The 18575-nt window shown below is 74.6% G+C and carries 14 protein-coding genes; 3 read left to right on the top strand and 11 right to left on the bottom strand.

What is annotated here, in order from left to right; genetic code table 11:
• Nucleotides 1-69: 69 nt before the first annotated feature.
• Together ABZ693_RS00350 and ABZ693_RS00345 are read left to right on the top strand one after the other, a co-directional pair.
• Nucleotides 70-1242, top strand: coding sequence for a ThiF family adenylyltransferase (locus ABZ693_RS00350; protein ID WP_359871672.1), 1173 nt, complete (start codon nt 70-72; stop codon nt 1240-1242).
• A 40-nt stretch (nt 1243-1282) separates the two neighbouring features.
• Nucleotides 1283-2674, top strand: coding sequence for an ABC1 kinase family protein (locus tag ABZ693_RS00345; RefSeq protein WP_359871670.1), 1392 nt, complete (start codon nt 1283-1285; stop codon nt 2672-2674).
• A 22-nt stretch (nt 2675-2696) separates the two neighbouring features.
• Here the strand turns inward: ABZ693_RS00345 and ABZ693_RS00340 are convergent, their stop codons facing one another.
• The 5 genes from ABZ693_RS00340 to ABZ693_RS00320 form a co-directional block, all read right to left on the bottom strand.
• The gene (locus ABZ693_RS00340; RefSeq protein WP_359871668.1) at nt 2697-2879 is read right to left on the bottom strand and encodes a hypothetical protein; all 183 of its coding nucleotides are present in this window, start codon (nt 2877-2879) and stop codon (nt 2697-2699) included.
• 129 nt (nt 2880-3008) lie between these two features.
• Nucleotides 3009-3332 carry a putative WhiB-interacting protein gene (locus ABZ693_RS00335; protein ID WP_359871667.1) on the bottom strand — a complete coding sequence of 108 codons (324 nt, stop codon included), beginning with the start codon at nt 3330-3332 and terminating at the stop codon, nt 3009-3011.
• Complete coding sequence (locus ABZ693_RS00330) at nt 3329-3697, bottom strand: WhiB family transcriptional regulator (protein ID WP_359871665.1); 369 nt, start codon at nt 3695-3697, stop codon at nt 3329-3331. The genes ABZ693_RS00335 and ABZ693_RS00330 overlap by 4 nt, the downstream gene beginning before the upstream one ends.
• A gap of 172 nt (nt 3698-3869) precedes the next feature.
• Nucleotides 3870-4208: a hypothetical protein gene (locus ABZ693_RS00325; RefSeq protein WP_359871663.1), complete on the bottom strand. Its 339-nt coding sequence runs from the start codon at nt 4206-4208 to the stop codon at nt 3870-3872.
• A 180-nt stretch (nt 4209-4388) separates the two neighbouring features.
• A complete protein-coding gene (locus tag ABZ693_RS00320) occupies nt 4389-6566 on the bottom strand; it encodes an ATP-dependent DNA helicase UvrD2 (RefSeq protein WP_359871661.1) in 2178 nt (725 codons plus the stop codon).
• A gap of 157 nt (nt 6567-6723) precedes the next feature.
• On the opposite strand from ABZ693_RS00320, the gene ABZ693_RS00315 reads away from it, so the two are divergent.
• On the top strand, nt 6724-6981 hold the full coding sequence (locus tag ABZ693_RS00315) for a mycoredoxin (RefSeq protein ID WP_359871659.1): 258 nt from the start codon (nt 6724-6726) through the stop codon (nt 6979-6981).
• 144 nt (nt 6982-7125) lie between these two features.
• Here the strand turns inward: ABZ693_RS00315 and nudC are convergent, their stop codons facing one another.
• From nudC to ABZ693_RS00285, 6 genes are all read right to left on the bottom strand, one after another.
• Complete coding sequence (gene nudC / locus ABZ693_RS00310) at nt 7126-8076, bottom strand: NAD(+) diphosphatase (RefSeq protein ID WP_359871657.1); 951 nt, start codon at nt 8074-8076, stop codon at nt 7126-7128.
• Between the two features lie 104 nt (nt 8077-8180).
• Complete coding sequence (locus tag ABZ693_RS00305) at nt 8181-9620, bottom strand: dipeptidase (protein WP_359871655.1); 1440 nt, start codon at nt 9618-9620, stop codon at nt 8181-8183.
• Nucleotides 9621-9630: 10 nt separating this feature from the next.
• Complete coding sequence (locus ABZ693_RS00300; RefSeq protein ID WP_359871653.1) at nt 9631-13137, bottom strand: ATP-dependent helicase; 3507 nt, start codon at nt 13135-13137, stop codon at nt 9631-9633.
• 118 nt (nt 13138-13255) lie between these two features.
• The gene (locus ABZ693_RS00295; RefSeq protein WP_359871651.1) at nt 13256-14110 is read right to left on the bottom strand and encodes a hypothetical protein; all 855 of its coding nucleotides are present in this window, start codon (nt 14108-14110) and stop codon (nt 13256-13258) included.
• Between the two features lie 212 nt (nt 14111-14322).
• Nucleotides 14323-17775 carry an ATP-dependent helicase gene (locus tag ABZ693_RS00290; RefSeq protein ID WP_435842305.1) on the bottom strand — a complete coding sequence of 1151 codons (3453 nt, stop codon included), beginning with the start codon at nt 17773-17775 and terminating at the stop codon, nt 14323-14325.
• A 258-nt stretch (nt 17776-18033) separates the two neighbouring features.
• Nucleotides 18034-18417: an MGMT family protein gene (locus ABZ693_RS00285; protein WP_359871650.1), complete on the bottom strand. Its 384-nt coding sequence runs from the start codon at nt 18415-18417 to the stop codon at nt 18034-18036.
• Nucleotides 18418-18575: the final 158 nt, after the last annotated feature.

Raw genomic sequence — 18575 nt, 5'->3', positions numbered from 1 at the left:
CGCCGCGGGGGCACTCTGGCCTTGCGCGTCCACGGTGGGACGCGCGGGCTTCGACACGGGGGGTGGATCGTGCATCCGATGGTGAAACCGGCGCTGCGGCGCGCCTGGCGGAATCTGCGGTACGTGCAGTTCGGGGTGACACCCGCGCACGCGGTGGTGCTGGGGCCGGTGGACCCGGCCACCGGCAGTCTGATCGGGCTGCTCGACGGGACGCGCGGGATGGAGCTGCTGCGCGCGGCGGCCCGGGCCCTCGGGCTCCCCGACGGGCATCTGGAGGCGCTGCTCGGGCGGCTGTCGGCGGCGGGGCTGATCGCGGACGCGTCGGTACGTCCGCCGGGCGGGCCCCCGGGCGCGGGGGCGTCGGCGGAGGCGGCGGGCCGGGCGGATCCGGAGCTGGATCCGGTGCGGGCGGATCTGGCCTCGCTGTCGGTGGTGCACCACGCGCCGGACGGGGCGGCGCGGACGCTGGCCGCGCGGCGGGCCCAGCGGGTGCAGGTGCGGGGCGCGGGACGGGTCGGCGCGGCGGTGGCGGCGCTGCTGTCGGCGGCGGGGGTCGGCCGGGTGGAGGTACCGGACTCCGGCACGGTCGCCCCGTGGGAGGTCGCGCCGGGCGGGCTGCCGGCCGAGGCGGTCGGCGAGCGGCGGGCCGTGGCGGCGCGGCGTCTGGTGGGACGGTCGGCGCCGGGCGGCCGGCCGGTCCGCGAGCCGGACCGGGTGACGGGGGACGAGGGCGGCGAGGCGGGCTGGTCGCTCGTCGTGGTCGCGCCGCGCGACGGCCTCGGCGCGTATGTGCCGGATCCGCTGCCCGCGGAGCGCTGGCTGGCCACCGGGACGCCGCATCTGTACGCGGGGGTGCTGGAGGCCACGGGGGTGGTCGGCCCGTTGGTGCTGCCCGGCGGCACGGCCTGCGCGGGGTGCGCGCAGCAGGAGCGGGCCGACCGGGAGCCGGTGTGGCCGCGGCTGCCGGCGCAGTGGCGCTCGGGCCGGCCGCACGCGCTGCCCGCGTGCGACGTGGCGCTCGCGTCGGCGGTCGCGGGGCTCGCGGCGGCGCACGCCCTGGCCTTCCTGGACGGGGATCTGCCGTCGAGCACCGGGGCACGGTGGGAGGTGTCGCTGCCGCTGCTGGAGTGGCGCTCGGCGCCGGTCCGGGCGCACCCGGCGTGTCCGTGCGGGGCGCGGTCCGCGGCGGAACGGGAACATGCCTCGGCGGTCGAGGACGGGCACGACACAATGGCGGGGTAACGGCCCCGTGCGGCACGGCAGTCTGGGACTTGGAGGGCGTATGTCTGATCTTCCCCGGAAGGCGGTCACCCGGACCGCGAAGTTGGCCGCGTTGCCGATCGGCTTCGCGGGGCGCGCGACCTGGGGCCTCGGCAAGCGGATCGGCGGGAAGTCCGCGGAGCTGGTGGCGCGGGAGCTCCGGCAGCGCACGGCCGAGCAACTGTTCAAGACCTTGGGACAGTTGAAAGGAGGGGCCATGAAGCTCGGGCAGGCCCTCTCCGTCTTCGAGTCGGCGCTGCCCGAGGAGGTCGCCGGACCCTACCGGGCGGCGCTCACCAAGCTCCAGGAGGCGGCGCCGCCGATGCCGACGGCGACCGTGCACACGGTGCTCGAAGAGCGGCTGGGGCCGAAGTGGCGCGAGCTGTTCCTGGAGTTCGAGGACAAGCCGGCGGCGGCCGCCTCGATCGGTCAGGTGCACCGGGCGGTGTGGCGGGACGGCCGCGAGGTCGCGGTGAAGGTGCAGTACCCGGGGGCCGGGGAGGCACTGCTCTCGGATCTCACCCAGCTGAGCCGGTTCGCCCGGCTGCTCGGCCCGCTGATCCCCGGCATGGACATCAAACCGCTGATCAAGGAACTGCGCGACCGGGTCGCCGAGGAGCTGGACTACGGCCTGGAGGCGGCCGCGCAGCAGCGGCACGCGGAGGAGTTCGCGGACGATCCGCACGTGGTGGTGCCGGCCGTGGTGCACCAGTCGGAACAGATCCTGGTGACCGACTGGCTGGACGGGGTGCCACTGTCGGAGGTGATCGCGGAGGGCACGCCGGAGCAGCGCGACCGGGCCGGGCAGCTGCTCGCGCGGTTCCTGTTCTCGGGGCCCGGGCGCACCGGACTGCTGCACGCCGACCCGCACCCGGGCAACTTCCGGCTGCTGCCGGGGCCCGCGTCCGAGGACGGGGCCGGGAACGGGGACGGGGACGGGCAAGGCGACGGCGGCGAGGACATCGGGGCGTGGCGGCTCGGGGTGCTGGACTTCGGCACGGTGGACCGGCTGCCGGGCGGCCTGCCGGAGACGATCGGCGTCTGTCTGCGGATGGCCCTGACGGACGAGGCGGAGACGGTCTACGAGCTGCTGCGCGCGGAGGGCTTCGTGAAGGAGTCCGTCGCGCTCGACCCGGAGGAGGTGCTCGCGTATCTGCTGCCGATCATCGAGCCGGCCCAGGTGGACGAGTTCGGCTTCAGCCGCGGCTGGCTGCGCGCCCAGGCGGCCCGGCTCGCCGATCCTCGCTCCCCCGCCCACCAGTTGGGCAAGCAGCTGAACCTGCCTCCGTCGTATCTGCTGATACACCGGGTGACGCTGAGCACCATCGGGGTGCTGTGCCAGCTGGGCGCGCGGGTGCGGCTGCGGGACGAGCTGGAGGAGTGGCTGCCGGGGTTCGCCGTGCCCGAGGAGTGAGCCGGAGCCCCCCGGGGCCCCGTCACCACCAGGAGGAGTCGAGACGGCTCTCGATCGACCGGAGGTGGGTGCGGGCGCAGTCGTCGCAGAAGAAGTGACGGGTGCCGTTCTCGACCGAGCAGGTCCAGGTGACGGGCGGCTCGGGGGCGGTCTTGCCGCAGCGGGCGCACTCCACGCGGGGTGCGGGGGCGGGGTCGTCGTTCACTCTGGTGACGATAGACCTCCGGGGGCCCGCCGCCGGGGCAACGCACCGCGAGGGCCGGTCCGTTCGGACCGGCCCCCGCCACCGGGCACCGCCCGCCCTCGGGGAAGGGCGGGGAGGCGCGCGTCAGTGTCAGTGCATGACGGCCATGGCGAGCGCGCGGCGGGCGCGCATCGACACGCGCTCGGCGCGGCGCTGCATCCGCCGGGCGGCGACCAGGCGCACGGCCTGGCGTTCCGCCTCGGCTTCCCGCAGGCGGTCGCGCATATGGGCGCGAGCCAGGGCTTCGGGGATGAGTTGCATTTCACGGGTCCTGTTCTGACGCGAGCGCATCGCGCCGTTGAGGGAGACGTCGGGGGTAGCGGAGCCGGCCGGCTCGTGGGGAGTGGGGGTCATCGGGGCCTGCTTCTGGGGATCGTGCGTGAGGGGACGGTCGATGGTTCCGGTGATGTTCATGCCGCGACCGGGTTCTTGCGCGGGCGACCACGGGGCCGCTTGCGGGCCACGACCACGCCCTGGACGAACAGCTCGCCACCCCAGACGCCCCACGGCTCCCGCCGCTCCTTGGCACCCGCCAGGCAGGCTTCCACGAGCGGGCAGGTGCGGCACAGGGACTTGGCGTACTCGACGTCGGCCGGGGACTCGGCGAAGAAGACCTCGGGGTCGTACGAACGGCAGGGAACGGCTACGCCGAGGTTCTCGATGGCGTCGTCGAGCGCGGTGAGCGTGCTGAGGGGAGTCAAGGCGAAGTCCTCCGTGAGGCCGGGCGGGGGGATCGTTTCGGAAGGCGGTACGGACGGGGCGTGCGCTTCGAGTTGCACGGTTGTCGTTCCTCGTCTGTTGTTCCGGCCTGTTGGCCGGAGTTCTGGCTGGTCCCGGTCGCTGCTGGTCCCGAGGCCCCTTCGCTCCGTCAGCCCCGTTCGGGGACAAACAGAAGGGCCGCGGATCCCTGGTGGGGTTCCGCGGCCCTGAAGGCGCCGGCCTGATCGTCGATCAGACTGGATCACTCCAGGGTTCGAGCCCACGGAAGGCCCACATCGTGTGGTCATGCGTCGTCTGCTGCTGAATACCGGCACCGGTCGCGGTGGCCGCAAAGCCGAAGGCCGAAGCCTGGGCCTTGCCTGCTACTCCTGCTTCCAGTGCCTTGGTCGGTCGCTCACTGTGCTCCAGCCGGTCCATGAGGAGAGCCGACGCGCCGAGCGGCATGCCGGCGCCGGACAGACCGGTGCCAATAACAGAGGGGTAAGCGACGACGGTGGAGAAGCCGAGCGAGCAGGCGGAGACGACCAGACGATCGTTCACTTTGGCGTTGCGGGTGTTGATGGTGTTCATGCTGATCACTGGAATCGCCTCCTCTCGGCGTCTCGGAAGGTTCGGGGTGAGCCGGACCCTCATGTTCATTTGGACAAGTACAGCACGAAGACAGGGCTTCGAAGAAGCCGCCGTTTTCGTGGTTACGAACCTATGGGGCTTGACGGGGCGGGCGCAAACTATTTTTCCGACGATTTTTTCTCAGACCGCCTCGTCCCCCCCTCCGGGCTCCTCACCTGCGCAGATGACGAGAACATCGGCCCCGAAACGGTCCAGCTTCCGGGCGCCGACACCGGAGATCGCGGAGAGCTCCCCGTCGGACCCGGGAACCTGCTCGGCGATGGCCATGAGCGTCTTGTCGGTGAAGACGCAATACGCCGGCTGGCCGAGCCCGCGGGCCTGCTCGGCGCGCCACTCGCGCAGCCGCTCGTACAGCGCCTCGTCCATGTCCGAGGGGCAGTCCTCGCAGCGCATCAGCTTCATCTCGCCCGCCTCGGTGAGCGTGGCGCCGCAGACCCGGCACAGCACCGGTCCGCGCCGCTTGCGCCGGCCGGAGCCGCTGCCCCGGTCGATGCCCCCGCCGCCGCCCGCGCCGGCCGCGCCGAGCTTGCCGGAGCCGGGCCGCAGGCCCTTGAGGAAGCGGGTGGGGCGCCGGGAGGCCCGGCCGCCCGGGGAGCGGGACAGCGCCCAGGACAGCGAGAGGTGCTCCCGGGCCCGGGTGACGCCCACGTACAGCAGCCTGCGCTCCTCCTCGACCTGCTCGTCGGTCTTGGCGTAGGTGATCGGCATCATGCCCTCGGTGAGGCCGACCAGGAACACGGCGTCCCACTCCAGGCCCTTGGCGGCGTGCAGCGAGGCGAGCGTGACGCCCTGGACGGTGGGGGCGTGCTGGGCGGCGGCCCGCTCGTCGAGTTCGGCGACCAGGTCGGAGAGGGTGGCGCCGGGCTTGGCGCGGGCGAAGTCCTCGGCGAGCCGGACCAGGGCGGCCAGCGACTCCCAGCGGTCCCGGACGGCGCCGGAGCCGGTCGGCGGCTCGGGGGTCCAGCCGTTGCTGGAGAGGACGGCGCGGACCTGGGCGGGCAGGTCGTCGACGTCGTCGAGCAGGGCGTCGTTCCCCCCGGCGCGGGCGGCGCCGCGCAGCGCCACGCCCGCCTTGCGGACCTCCTCGCGCTCGAAGAAGCGCTCGGCGCCGCGCAGCTGGTAGGGCACGCCGGCGTCGGCGAGGGCCTGCTCGTAGACCTCCGACTGGGCGTTGATCCGGTAGAGCACGGCGATCTCGCCGGCCGGGACGCCCGAGGCGATCAGCTCGCGGATGCGGCGGGCGGTGCCCTCGGCCTCCGCCGGCTCGTCCGGGTATTCGGTGTAGGCGGGCTCGGGGCCGGGGTCGCGCTGGGAGATCAGCTCCAGGCGGTGCTCGGCGGCCCGGCCGCGGGCCTGGCCGAGCAGCCCGTTGGCCAGGTGGACGACCTGGGGGGTGGAGCGGTAGTCGCGGACCAGCTTGACCACGGTCGCGTCGGGGTGCCGGACCCGGAAGTTCAGCAGGTGGTCGGGGGTGGCGCCGGTGAACGAGTAGATCGTCTGGCTGGCGTCGCCGACCACGCACAGGTTGTCGCGGTCGCCGAGCCACAGGTCGAGCAGCCGCTGCTGGAGCGGCGAGACGTCCTGGTACTCGTCGACGACGAAGTGCTGGTACTGGCGGCGGATCTGGTCCGCGATGTCGTGCCGGTCCTGGAGGATGCCGACGGTGAGCAGCAGCACGTCCTCGAAGTCGATCACGCCGCGGTCGCGCTTGAGCTGCTCGTACATCGCGTAGATCTGCCCGATCTCCGCGGCGTCGCGCGGGGCGTCGCGCAGCGACTTGGCGACGGCGGCCGGGTAGTCGGCGGGGACGGTCTGGGTGACCTTGGCCCACTCGATCTCGCCGGTGACGTCCCGCAGCTCGTTGCGGTCGAGGCGGACCCGGCAGCGCGCGGCGGCCTCGGCGACCAGCTGCACCTTCCGCTCCAGGAGCCGCGGAAGATCACCGCCGACGGCTTTCGGCCAGAAGTACTGGAGCTGGCGCAGGGCCGCGGAGTGGAATGTCCGGGCCTGGACGCCGCCCGCGCCGAGCTGGCGGAGCCGGCCGCGCATCTCGCCGGCGGCGCGGTTGGTGAAGGTGACGGCCAGCACACTGGCGGGCGGGAGTATGCCCGCCCGCACCCCGTAGGCGATGCGGTGGGTGATGGCCCGGGTCTTGCCGGTGCCGGCGCCGGCGAGGACGCACACCGGGCCGTGCAGGGCCAGGGCGACCTCGCGCTGCTCGGGGTCGAGCCCGGCGAGCACCGCGTCGGCCGACTCCGGAACCTGCGGGAAGAGAGAGGAGTGCGTTGCTGCTGTCACACAGCCATGCTGCCAGGTCTCGCGGGGTCGGTGCGGAGCTTGTCCACAGGTGTGCGACGCCGGTCATACGAATTCCGGGAATGGCCGGACCGAGGCGTACGTTCTTTATTCTCGGCACCGACCTCCGTGCCACCCCGAAGACGAGGAGCGCCAGGCCATGCAGGGCACTGTGACGATGTACAGCACGACGTGGTGCGGTTACTGCCGCCGGCTGAAGAGCCAGCTGGACCGTGAGGGCATCGCGTACACCGAGATCAACATCGAGCAGGACCCGGCCTCGGCGAAGTTCGTGGAGCAGGCCAACGGCGGCAACCAGACCGTTCCGACCGTGCGCGTCGTCCCGACGTCCGGCGACGGCGAGGTCGTCATGACCAACCCGAGCCTGGCCCAGGTCAAGCAGGCCCTCGCCGTCTGAGGCTCCCTCCCGCGTGGCTGGGAACAGCCCCCTCCCGATCACTCGGGAGGGGGCTGTTCCGCTTCCGCTTACGGTGCCGGCCGGGCCGGCCGGACGCCGTCCGTACCCCGGCCTGACCCCGGCCTGACCCCCGTCGGACGCCGGTCAGACCACGTCGCCCGGCTTCGGCAGCGGCTTGCCGTACCAGAGCTCGATCAGCCGGGAGGCGATCGAGATCCCGTACGGCGGCAGCACCTCGCCGCTCTCGAAGGCGGCGCCCAGCTCCTCGCGCGAGAACCAGCGGGCCTCGTGTATCTCCTCGCCGTCCACGGTGATCTCCGGGGACGACGCGCGGGCCATGAAGCCCAGCATCAGGCTGGACGGGAACGGCCACGGCTGGCTCGCCACGTAGCCGACCTCGCCGACCGTGACACCGGCCTCCTCGAAGACCTCGCGCACCACCGCCTGCTCGATGGACTCGCCGGGCTCGACGAAGCCCGCGAGCGTCGAGAAACGGCCCTCGGGCCAGTGCATCTGGCGGCCGAGCAGCGCCCGGTCCTGGTCGTCGGTGACCAGCATGATCACGGCCGGGTCGGTCCGCGGGTAGTGCTCGGCGCCACAGGCCGGACAGCGCCGGACGTGCCCGGCCGCCGCGATCTTCGTCCGCTCGCCGCAGCGCGAGCAGAAGCGGTGCAGCCGCTGCCAGTTCTCCAGGGCCACCGCGTGCACCATCAGACCGGCGTCGCGCGGCGAGAGCAGCAGCCCCGCCTCGCGCAGTCCGGCCGGGCGCGCGGACTGGTCCATGCGGCCGGGCAGGCTGTCCTTCTGGAGCGCGAAGTAGGAGACGCCGTCGTCGTCGGTGCCCAGGAAGTAGCGGTGGGTCTCGGTCGGCGGGGCCTCGAACGCCGGGGTCATCACCAGCTCGGTCCGGCCGTCGGGCGTGTCGTCGATCAGCACCTGGCCGCCCGAGACCACGAAGACGCGGGTCGTCGGGTGGCTCCAGGCGGCGGCGAGCCACGCCTCGTCGAGGCGGTGGTGCGCGGCGCGGTCGATCCCGCTCGGGGCGGTGAGCGAGATCGGCCGTTCCGCGAACGCGTTCTTCAAGGTGCTGCTCACAGGTGGTTCCAACTCCCCCGGTTCGGATGGGTGGGTGCGGCCCGGCGCGCGGACGGGTCGGTGTGCGGACGGCTCGGCGCGCGGGCTGCCCGGTGTTCGGACGGTCAGGCGCCGGGGGCGTCCGCGCGCAGAGCGGCGGGCAGGTCGCTCCAGAGGTACGCGGTCGTCTCGACGCCCTTCATGAGGAGATCCAGCTCGATCTTCTCGTTGGGCGCGTGCCAGCCGTCGGACGGGACCGAGATGCCCAGGAACAGCACCGGGGCGCCCAGCACGTCCTGGAGGTCGGCGGCCGGTCCCGAGCCGCCCTCGCGCGTGTAGCGGACCTTCGCCCCGTCGAACGCCCGGCTCATCGCGCCGGCCACGGCCTTCAGGGCCGGGTGGTCGAGCGGGGTGAGGCAGGGCCGGGTCGGGGCGCCGAAGGCGATCTCGTACCGGATGCCCGCCGGGACCAGCCCGGCCAGCCACCCGCGGACGGCTGTCTCGATGTGCGCCGGGTCCTGGCCGGCGACCAGCCGGAAGGACAGCTTCAGGTGGGCGGAGGCGGGGACGATCGTCTTGCCGCCGGGACCCTGGTAGCCGCCGCCGATGCCGTTGACCTCGGCGGTGGGGCGGGCCCAGACGCGCTCCAGGGTGGAGTGGCCGGCCTCGCCGAGGGTGCCGTGCGACTTGGCGGTGGTCAGCCAGGCGGCCTCGTCGAAGGGCAGCTCGGCGATGAGCGCCCGCTCGGCCTCGGACAGCTCGGTGACCCCGTCGTAGAAGCCGGGGATGGCCACCCGCTCGGTGTCGTCGTGCAGGGCGGCGACGATCCGGCCGGCGACGGTGGCCGGGTTGGGCACGGCGCCGCCGAAGGATCCGGAGTGGATGTCCTGGTCCGGTCCGTAGAAGTCGATCTCGCAGTCCGCGACCCCGCGCATGCCGGTGCACACGGTCGGCGTGGTCTCGGACCACATGCCGGTGTCGGAGACGATCGCCAGGTCGGCGGCGAGCCGGTCGGCGTGCTGCTCGACCAGGGCGCGGAAGTGCGGCGAACCCGACTCCTCCTCGCCCTCCACCAGCAGCTTCAGGTTGACGGCGGGCGCGGTACGGCCGGTCGCCGCGAGGTGCGCCTGGACGCCGAGGGTGTGGAAAAGGACCTGGCCCTTGTCGTCGGCCGCGCCCCGCCCGTACATCCGGCCGTCGATCACGGCCGGCTCGAACGGCTCGGTGTGCCAGCCGTCCTCGCGGGCGGCGGGCTGCACGTCGTGGTGGCCGTAGACGAGGACGGTCGGCGCGTCCGGCAGGCCGGACGGCCACTCGGCGAAGACGGCGGGCGCGCCGTCCGTCTCCCACACCTCGACCGTGGTGAAACCGGTCCTGGTCAGCTTCTCGGAGAGCCAGTCGGCGCTGCGCCGCACGTCGCCGGACCGCTCGGGCTGGGCCGACACCGACGGGATCCGCAGCCACGCGGCGAGGTCGTCGAGGAAGGCGGACCGGTGCGCGGCAATGTGGGCGCGTACGGCGTCGGAGGGTGCGGGGTGGACGGCGCTGTCCGGGGTCTGGCTCATGGCACTGAGCCTATCCGGCGCCCGGGGGCGCCCCGTCCGGGGCGTCCGAGGGGTGCGGCACACCAGGAGCGCCGGGGACGCCCGGGACGCCCTCGGGGCCGTCTCCGGGGCCGTCGCCGCGCAGGATCGCCTCCAGCTCGGCCCGGCCGGGCAGCCTGCGGGGCCGGGCGACCTCCCCCGTCCGTACGTACACGAACGCGGCGGCCACCTCCTCCGGGTCGAGCCCGTGCTGCTCGGCCCAGGCGAGCCGGTAGAGCGCCAGCTGGAGCGGGTCGGCGGTGCGCAGACGGCTGGTCTTCCAGTCGACGATCTCGTACGCGCCGGTGTCCGGGTCCCGGTAGACGGCGTCGATCCGGCCGCGCACCACCCGGCCCGCGAGGGAGAGGTGGACGGGGACCTCGACGCGGTACGGGACGCGGCGGGCGTACGGGGTGCGGTCGAACGCCTCCTTCAGCTCCTCCAGGTCCCGCTCGTCGCGGATCTCCGGCTCCCCCGCGAACTCCTCGCCGCCGGGCAGCTCCTCCGGGCCGAGCAGGGGCAGCGGCAGCTCCTCGAAGCGGGACTCGACCCAGGCGTGGAAGCGGGTGCCGCGGCGGGCGGCGGGCTGCGGCGGCTTGGGCATCGGGCGGGCCAGCTCCCGGGCGAAGCCGTCGGGGTCGGCGGCGAGCCGGATGACCTGGGAGGCGGAGAGATACGCGGGCAGCACGACGTCCCGCGTGGTGGCGCGGGAGCGGTGCAGCTCGGCGGCGAGGGCGGTGAGGTCGCGGTCCCAGGACTCGATGGTGCGCAGCTCCTCCGGGGTGGGTGCCGCGTCGGGGGTGCGAGGGGCGGGGACCTCCACCGAGGCCTCCGCGGGCCGCGGGGGCTCCTCGGCCCGGAGCGGCTCGTCCGGGACCGGCCCGTCCCACTCCGGTCCGTCCCACTCCGGTCCGTCCCAGTCGGGCTCGTCCGGGAACCAGCCGTCCTCCGGCTCCGGGGCCGGGGCCGGGGCCTCGTGCGCGCCGTCCCCCGGCCCGTACGCCCACAGCCGCTCCAGGACCGCCCGCGCGGCCTCGCGCCGCCGCTCGAAGGACTCCTTGTCGAGCGGCAGCGGCCACGCCTGGTCGGCCAGGTCGGCGGCGAGCAGCGGGTTCTCCTCGTCCTCCGCCGGCGCGTCCGCCCACGCCTCGATCTCGCCGTGCCCCGCCGCGCAGTGCTCGTACAGCGCGGTCAGGAAGCCGGACGGGCCGCGGGGCTTCTTCTGGGCCGGGCCCCACCAGTGGCCGGAGCCGAGGAGCAGGGAACGGGGGCGGGTGAAGGTCACGTACCCGAGGCGCAGCTCCTCGGTGTGCTGGTGCGCGCGCAGCTCGTCCTTGAACGCCTTCATGGCGGCCGCGGTCCACTCCCCCGGCTCGGGCAGGGTCGCCGCGTCGCCGCGCAGCGCGTACGGCAGGACCTGCGGCTGGGCGGCCCAGGACTCCCGCGCGCGGGTGGACGGGAACTGCCCGGTGACCAGGCCCGGCACGGCGACGATGTCCCACTCCAGGCCCTTGGACTTGTGGGCGGTCATCACCTTGACGGTGTTCTCGCCGCCGGGGAGCGCGTTGTCCAGGCCCTTCTCGTACTGCGCGGCGGTGCGCAGGAAGCCGAGGAAGGCGAGCAGGGTGGCCTCGCCGTCGAGGGAGGCGAAGCCGGCGGCGATGTCCAGGAAGTTGCCGAGGGTCTCGCGGCGGCGGGCGGCCAGGGCGTGCGGGGACGCCGACAGCTCGACCTCCAGGCCGGTGGCGGCGAGGACCCGGTGCAGGACGTCCATCAGCGGGTCGGCGAGCGAGGTGCGCAGGGCGCGCAGTTCGGTGGCGAGGCGGGCGAAGCGGACCCGGGCCTCGGCGGAGAACGGCAGCGTGTCGTCCTCGGCGCCGGCCGGGTCGAGGAAGGTGTCGAGCGCGTCGGCGAGCGAGATCACCTCGGCCGGGTCGACGCCCTCGACGGCGGCGGCGAGCCGCTGGTCGGCGTCCTCCGCCTCCGCCCCGGGGCGGTGCACGAGCAGCCGGGCGCGACGGCCGAGGAGGGCCAGGTCGCGCGGGCCGATGCGCCAGCGCGGGCCGGTGAGGAGCCGGACGAGGGAGGCGTTGGCGCCGGGGTCCTGGAGGACCTCGCAGACGGCGACCAGATCGGCGATCTCGGGCAGGTGGAGCAGCCCGGACAGGCCGACGACCTCGACGGGGACGTCCCGGGCGACGAGCGCGGCCTGGATCGCGGGGAAGTCGCCGGCCGTGCGGCACAGGACGGCGATCTCGCCGGGCGGGGTGCCGGTGCGGACCAGGTGGGCGAGGGAGTCGGCGAGCCAGCCGATCTCGTCGGTGTGGGTGGGCAGCAGCGCGATCCGTACGCTGCCGTCGCGCTCCGCGCCGGGCGCGGGCCGCAGCGCCTCCACGCCCGCGTGCATGGCGCGCAGGGGGGTGGCGAGGCCGTTGGCGAGGTCGAGGAGCCGGCCGCCGCTGCGGCGGTTCTCGGACAGGGCGTGCCGGGCGGCGGGGCGACCGTCGGCCTGGGCGAAGTGGGTGGGGAAGTCGTCGAGGTTGGCGACGGAGGCGCCGCGCCAGCCGTAGATGGCCTGGCAGGGGTCGCCGACGGCGGTGACGGCGTGCCCGGTGCCCTGGCCGAAGAGGCCGGACAGCAGCAGCCGCTGGGCGACGGAGGTGTCCTGGTACTCGTCGAGGAGCACCACCCGGAACTCGTCGCGCAGCAGCGCCCCGACCTCGGGCCGGGTGGTGGCGATCTCGGCGGACAGGGCGATCTGGTCGCCGAAGTCGAGCAGATCGCGGGAGCGCTTGGCGGCGCGGTAGCGGATCACGAGGCCGAGGAGTTCGCGGCGGGCGGCGGCGGCCTCGGGGAGTTTACGCAGGTCGGCGTTGCTGAGCTTGGCGCCGGCGAGGGCGGCGAGCAGCTCGGTGTCGTACGCGCGGAGCTGCTCGGGCCGTACGAGGTGCTCGGACAGCTCGGCGTCGAGGGCGAGCAGGTCGCCGACGAGGGTGGGGAAGGAGCGGGTGAGCGCGGGGTACGGGCCGGGGGACTCGCGCAGCACGCGGGCGGCGAGCTGGTAGCGGGTGGCGTCGGCGAGCAGCCGGGAGGTGGGCTCCAGGCCGATGCGCAGGCCGTGGTCGGTCAGGAGTTGGCCGGCGAAGGCGTGGTACGTGGAGATCCGGGGCTCGCCGGGCGGGTTCTCGTCCGGTCCGGGGAGCGGGGCCGGGTCGGGGTCGGTGACGCCGGCCCGGACGAGGGCGGTGCGCACGCGCTCGGCCAGCTCGCCGGCGGCCTTGTTGGTGAAGGTCAGGCCGAGGACCTGCTCGGGCGCGACCTGGCCGGTGCCGACCAGCCAGACCACCCGGGCGGCCATCACCGTCGTCTTGCCGGAGCCGGCTCCGGCCACGATGACCTGCGGGGCGGGCGGCGCGATGATGCAGGCCGTCTGCTCCGGGGTGAAGGGGATCCCGAGCAGCTCCTTCAGCTGCTCGGGATCGGTGAGGCGTGAGGTCACTCCAAAGAGGCTAACGGGGTCCGCCGACATTCCCCGTCGTGCCGCCTCCCGGCGGCCTCCCCTCCGGGCCCGGCCGCGAGGGCCGGGCCGCTGCCCCTCAGGGCGGTGCCGGAGCCGTTCAGGACGGCGACGGGGACGGGCTCATCATCATCTTCATCGAGGAGACGTCGACGGTCTGGTCGGCGGGCGGCGCCGTGACCTTCACGGTCTTGCCGAAGTCGGAGAAGACGAGCGAGCCGGTGCCGGTGCCGCCGGTCCCGACCGCCTTGAGGATGTATGGCGTGCCCTTAGAGGCGATCGACAGGGTCGAGGTCTCCTCATGGGTCCGGCCGTGCACCGTGACGCTGTTCCGCTTGATCACGGTGGCCACGGGAGTGTTGTTCACCACGCCGTCGGGGCCGCGCACGACCTGGCCGTGCTCGGTCTTGAACTTCCCGAGGTCGGCGGCGATGGACGTGACGTTGCACTGCTCCATCTTCATGCCGTGGCCGTCGGTCATCCCGGCGGGGATCTTCAGCCAGCGGCCGTGGAGCTGGCTGATCGCCGAGTTCATCTGGTCCTGGCTCAGCCGCTGTCCGGCCATGCCGGTCCGCCAGAACGCGTCGTCGCCCTTGATGTACGTCGTGCCGCCGGTCTGCCGGACCTCGCCGGAGCCGTTGCGGAGCTTGACCGTGCCGGAGCAGTCGTGCTGGTTGAGCGAGATGTCGATGTCGGCGGCGCGGCCGTGGGCCATGACGTGGCCCATCATCCGGAACGAGGTCGCGGACTTGGTGGCGGCGATGCCCTTGTCGGCTATCTGGGCGGGGGTGAGATTCGAGTAGGGCCTGGGGCTGGGGGTGGGTGACGGTGCCTCCGCCGCCGCCGGAGCCTGGGCATATGCCAGAGCGGCGGGCACGGCTCCGCTGACCAGAACGGCGCAGACGACCGTGGCGGCGCGGAGCGTGGTGGTGCGGAGCGGGGTGTGGGACGCCATGCGAGCCTCCTCGCGGGATTCCCCCCTGATGGGACTTCGCTGTCGCTGATGGCCGACGGGTTCCTGCTGGTGCCGGGTCCGGGTCGGGGGCCGCCTCTCGGTCCTCGTCAGGCCGGTGCCCGCGGACGCGCGCACCGGTTCTCCAGACTGCCGGAGCACGGCCCGGCCCGCACCGCGAGCGCCCGGGACGGCGCCCCTCGGGACGTACGAGGTCACTCCACGATGTGGCGGCCCTCCGGGCGTGCGCTGCACGAGGCCCGGAAGGCGCAGGTGGTGCACTGCTGACCCGCCGAAGGAGTGAACCGCTCGTCGAGGACCCGGCCGGCTGCGGTGGCGAGGAGGTCGCCGATCCAGGTGCCCTCGGTCCCTTCGAGCGGCTCCTGGGACTGCACCTTCGGCAGCGCGTCGCCGCCCTCCTTCTTGGGCGCGGCCTGCCGCAGGTGGACGAGTTCCGCGCCGCCGGGTTCGGGGGTGCGGCCGCCGAAGACCTCGTCGACGGCGCCCTCGCGGACGGCGAGCTGGTAGACGGCGAGCTGCGGGTGGTGGGCGACCTCGTCCTTGGTGGGGGCGGACTTGCCGGTCTTGAAGTCGACGACGTACGCACGGCCCTGCTCGTCGGCCTCGACCCGGTCCATGGAGCCGCGGATGCGCACCTGGTACGCGCCGGCGGCGAGCGTCACGTCGAAGTCGTGCTCGATGGCGGCGGGGGTACGGCCGGCCCGGTCCATGACGTGCCAGTGCAGGAAGCGTTCCAGGGCGGCCCGGGCGTTCTCCTTCTCCTGCGCGGACTTCCAGGGCGCGTCGAAGGCGAGGGCGTCCCAGACGGAGTCCAGTCGGGCCATGAGGACGTCGAGATCGGCGGGCGTACGGCCGGAGGCGACCTCGTCGGCGAGGACGTGCACGACGTTGCCGAAGCCCTGGGCGGCGGTCGCGGGGGCGTCGGCCTTGACCTCGCGGCCCAGGAACCACTGCAGGGCGCAGGTGTTCGCGAGCTGGTCGAGGGCGGAGCCGGAGAGGGCGAGCGGGTGCTCGCGGTCACGCAGCGGCACAGCGCCGCGGGTCGGCTCGGCGAGCCCCCACCAGCGGTCCGGGTGGGCCGCGGGGACCAGCGGGTTGCCGTCCTCGTCGGCGAGGGCCGCGAGCCGGGCGAGGCGTTCGGCGGCGGCGGCCCGCAGTCCGGGCGAGGCGGCGGGGTCGACGGTGGTGGCGCGCAGTTCGGCGACGAGCGCGGCGACCGCGAGGGGGCGCCGGGGGCGGCCGGTGATCTCCTTCGGCTCGACGCCGAGTTCGGCGAGGAACCGGGACGGCTGGTCGCCGTCCTCCGCCGGGGCCTTCACGGCGGTGACGACGAGCCGGTCGCGGGCCCGGGTGGCGGCAACGTAGAAGAGCCGGCGCTCCTCGGCGAGCAGGGCGCCGGGGGTGAGCGGCTCGGCGAGCCCGTCGCGGCCGATGCGGTCGGCCTCCAGGAGCGAGCCGCGGCGGCGCAGGTCGGGCCAGCGGCCCTCCTGGAGCCCGGCGACGACGACCAGGCCCCATTCGAGGCCCTTGGCGCGGTGCGCGGTCATCAGCCGGACGGCGTCGGGGCGGGTGTACCGGCGGGTGAGGGTGTCGGCGGCGATGTCCTGGGCGTCGAGCTCTTCGAGGAAGTTGAGCGCGCCGCGGCCGCCGACCCGGTCCTCGGCGCGGGCGGCGGTCTCGAACAGCGCGCACACGGCGTCGAGGTCGCGGTCGGCGTTGCGGCCGCCCGGGCCGCCGCGCAGCGAGGCGCGCTCCAGGCGGGTGGGCCAGCTCGTACCGTTCCAGAACAGCCACAGCGCCTCCTCGGCGGTGCCGCCGGCCGCGAGCCGTACGCGCGCGTCCCGCAGCAGCTCGCCGAGTACGCGCGCCCCGCGCGCGTAGCGCTGGTCGTGCGCCACCAGCCGCTCCGGCTCCGCGAGCGCCCGCGCGAGCAGGACGTCCGACGGGGCGGGCACCGTGTTGCCGCCGGCCCGCTCCTCGTCGCGCAGCGCCCGGCCGAGCCGGCGCAGATCGGCCGGGTCCATCCCGGCGAGCGGCGAGGCGAGCAACGCGACGGCGGTCTCGACGCCGAGCCACCCGAGGCGGGCGGGGGCGGGGGCGTCCTCGACGGCCCCGGCGGCCCCGGACGGCTCGGGGCCGGCTTCCGGCTCCCGCTCCTCGGGCGCCGGCTCCGGGCCGGATTCCCGCGCCTCCCCGGGCTCGGACTCCGGCTCGGGCGCGGGCACCGGCCCCGACTCGGGCGCGAGCTCCGCCCCCGGCTCGGTCCCCGCCTCCCCCCTCGCCTCGTCCCCGTCCGTCCCCGCCCCGTGCGCCGCCGCCCGCAGCGCGAGCAGCAGCGGCGAGACGGCCGGCTCGTGCCGGAGCGGGACGTCGGTCGCGTCGGTCTCCACCGGGACGCCGGCCGAGGTGAGGGCGCGCCGGAGGGCCGGCAGGTGGGCCGAGGCGCGGGTGAGGACCGCCATGTCCTGCCAGGGGACCCCGTCCTCCAGGTGGGCGCGGCGCAGCAGGTCCGCGATGTTCTCGGTCTCGGTCGAGGGCGTGGGGTACGTGTAGACCTCGGCCCGGCCCCCGTCCCGTACCGGCTCAAGCGCGCGGTGGGCGCGGGCCTGGGCGGCGGGCAGCCGCGGCAGCGGCATGCGCTGGGCGAGCAGCCGGGTGGCGGCGAGCAGGCGGGCGCCGGAGCGGCGCGAGGTGCCGAGGACCCGCACCGGTCCGCCGAAGACGGCGGGGAAGTCGAGGATGCCGTTCACGTCGGCGCCGCGGAAGGCGTAGATCGACTGGTCGGGGTCGCCGAACGCGACGACCGCGCCGGTGCGGCCGGCGGTGAGCCCGCGCAGCAGCCGGACCTGCGCCGGGTCGGTGTCCTGGTACTCGTCGACGAAGACCGCGTCGTACGCGGGCAGCGTGCCCGGCGCCGCCGACTCGGTGAGCAGCACGGCCCGGTGGACCAGTTCGGTGTAGTCGAGGACGCCCTGGAGGTCCAGGACGTCCAGGTACTCGGCGAGGAAGCCGGCCGCCGCCCGCCAGTCGGGGCGTCCGACCCGCCGCGCGAAGGCGTCCAGGGCGTCCGGCCCGAGGCCGAGTTCGCGGGAGCGGGCGATGACCGCGCGGACCTCGTCGGCGAAGCCGCGCGTGGTGAGGCAGGCGCGCAGTTCGTCGGGCCAGCCGACCTTGCCGAGGCCGGCCTTCTCCAGGCCGATCTGTCCGGCGAGGAGTTCGCGGACGGCCAGGTCCTGCTCGGGTCCGGAGAGCAGCCGCAGCGGTTCGGCGAACAGGTCGGCGTCCTGGTGTGCGCGGATCAGGGCGTAGCAGTACGAGTGGAAGGTGGTGGCCTGCGGGGGGCGCCGGCCGCCGAGCCGGGCCGCCATCCGGTCGCGGAGTTCCACGGCGGCCTTGCGGCTGAAGGTGAGGACGAGGATCCGCTCGGGGGCGGTGCCCTGTTCCATCCGGGCCGCGACGGCCTCGACCAGCGTGGTCGTCTTGCCGGTGCCGGGGCCCGCGAGCACCAGAAGCGGTCCCTCCCGGTGCTCAACCACCGCCCGCTGCGTCGCGTCAAGCAGAGGGGGCCGCACCGGTGCCGGCACGGCCCGCACCAGCCGGTACGCGCCGGGGCCCCGCGTAGGCCGAAGGGCGGAGGAGGAAGTCACGTGGGTCGCCGGTCCTGCTGGTGGGTCGTGGGTACGGTGCGCGGAGCGCTCGGGGCTCCCGGGCCCCGGGGTGTCCCGGTGCGGAGCGCGACCCTCGACGTTACGCGATCGCGCGCCCGGAACCCACGCGTCCGGGCCTCCGGCGCGGGTATCTCACACCCGCCGGTCCGGCCTGACCCGGCGCCCCGTGTCCCCTGCTTCCGGGCAGGGTCTTCCCGGGCCGACGTCCTTCCGGCCCGGCTCCCCCGTACCCCGGTCTCACCCGTCCGTGCCGGGTTCTCCCTGGTCCCCGCCGGACACCGGGGTGCCCGCCGCCGTCCCGTCCCAGCGGGCCCGGCGCAGGTCGAGGCGCGGCACGCCGCCTCCGCGGGTGTCCCGCAGCGGGGTGCCCTCGGCCCGGTAGTGACCGAGCGCACGGTGTTCGTGTCCCGGCAGGATCGTCCCGTCCGCGCGCACCACGCGCCACCACGGGACGGAGCCGCCGTACAGCGCCATCACCCGGCCGACCTGGCGCGGACCGCCCTCGCCGATCCACTCGGCGACGTCCCCGTAGGTCATCACCCGGCCGGGCGGGATGTCCTCGGCGGCCTGAAGGACCCGCTCCGCGTACTCCGGCAGCTCGGGCGGCTCGTACGTCTGCATCGGCCCATCCTGCCGTACGGCACTGACAACCCCCTGATGCCTCCGTTCGGGCTCTCTTCGTGCCACCATCGTGCGGGCGGTGACTGGTGATACGAGATCACGAACACGTAACGACGACACAGACGACAGCGAAACCGACGACGGACCCGACAACGGCA

Source organism: Streptomyces laurentii (genome assembly GCF_040635425.1).
In the GTDB taxonomy this organism is placed as follows: Bacteria; Actinomycetota; Actinomycetes; order Streptomycetales; family Streptomycetaceae; genus Streptomyces; species Streptomyces laurentii.
Note: the sequence above shows the minus strand (reverse complement) of the source record. Positions and strands in the feature narration are given on the sequence as shown.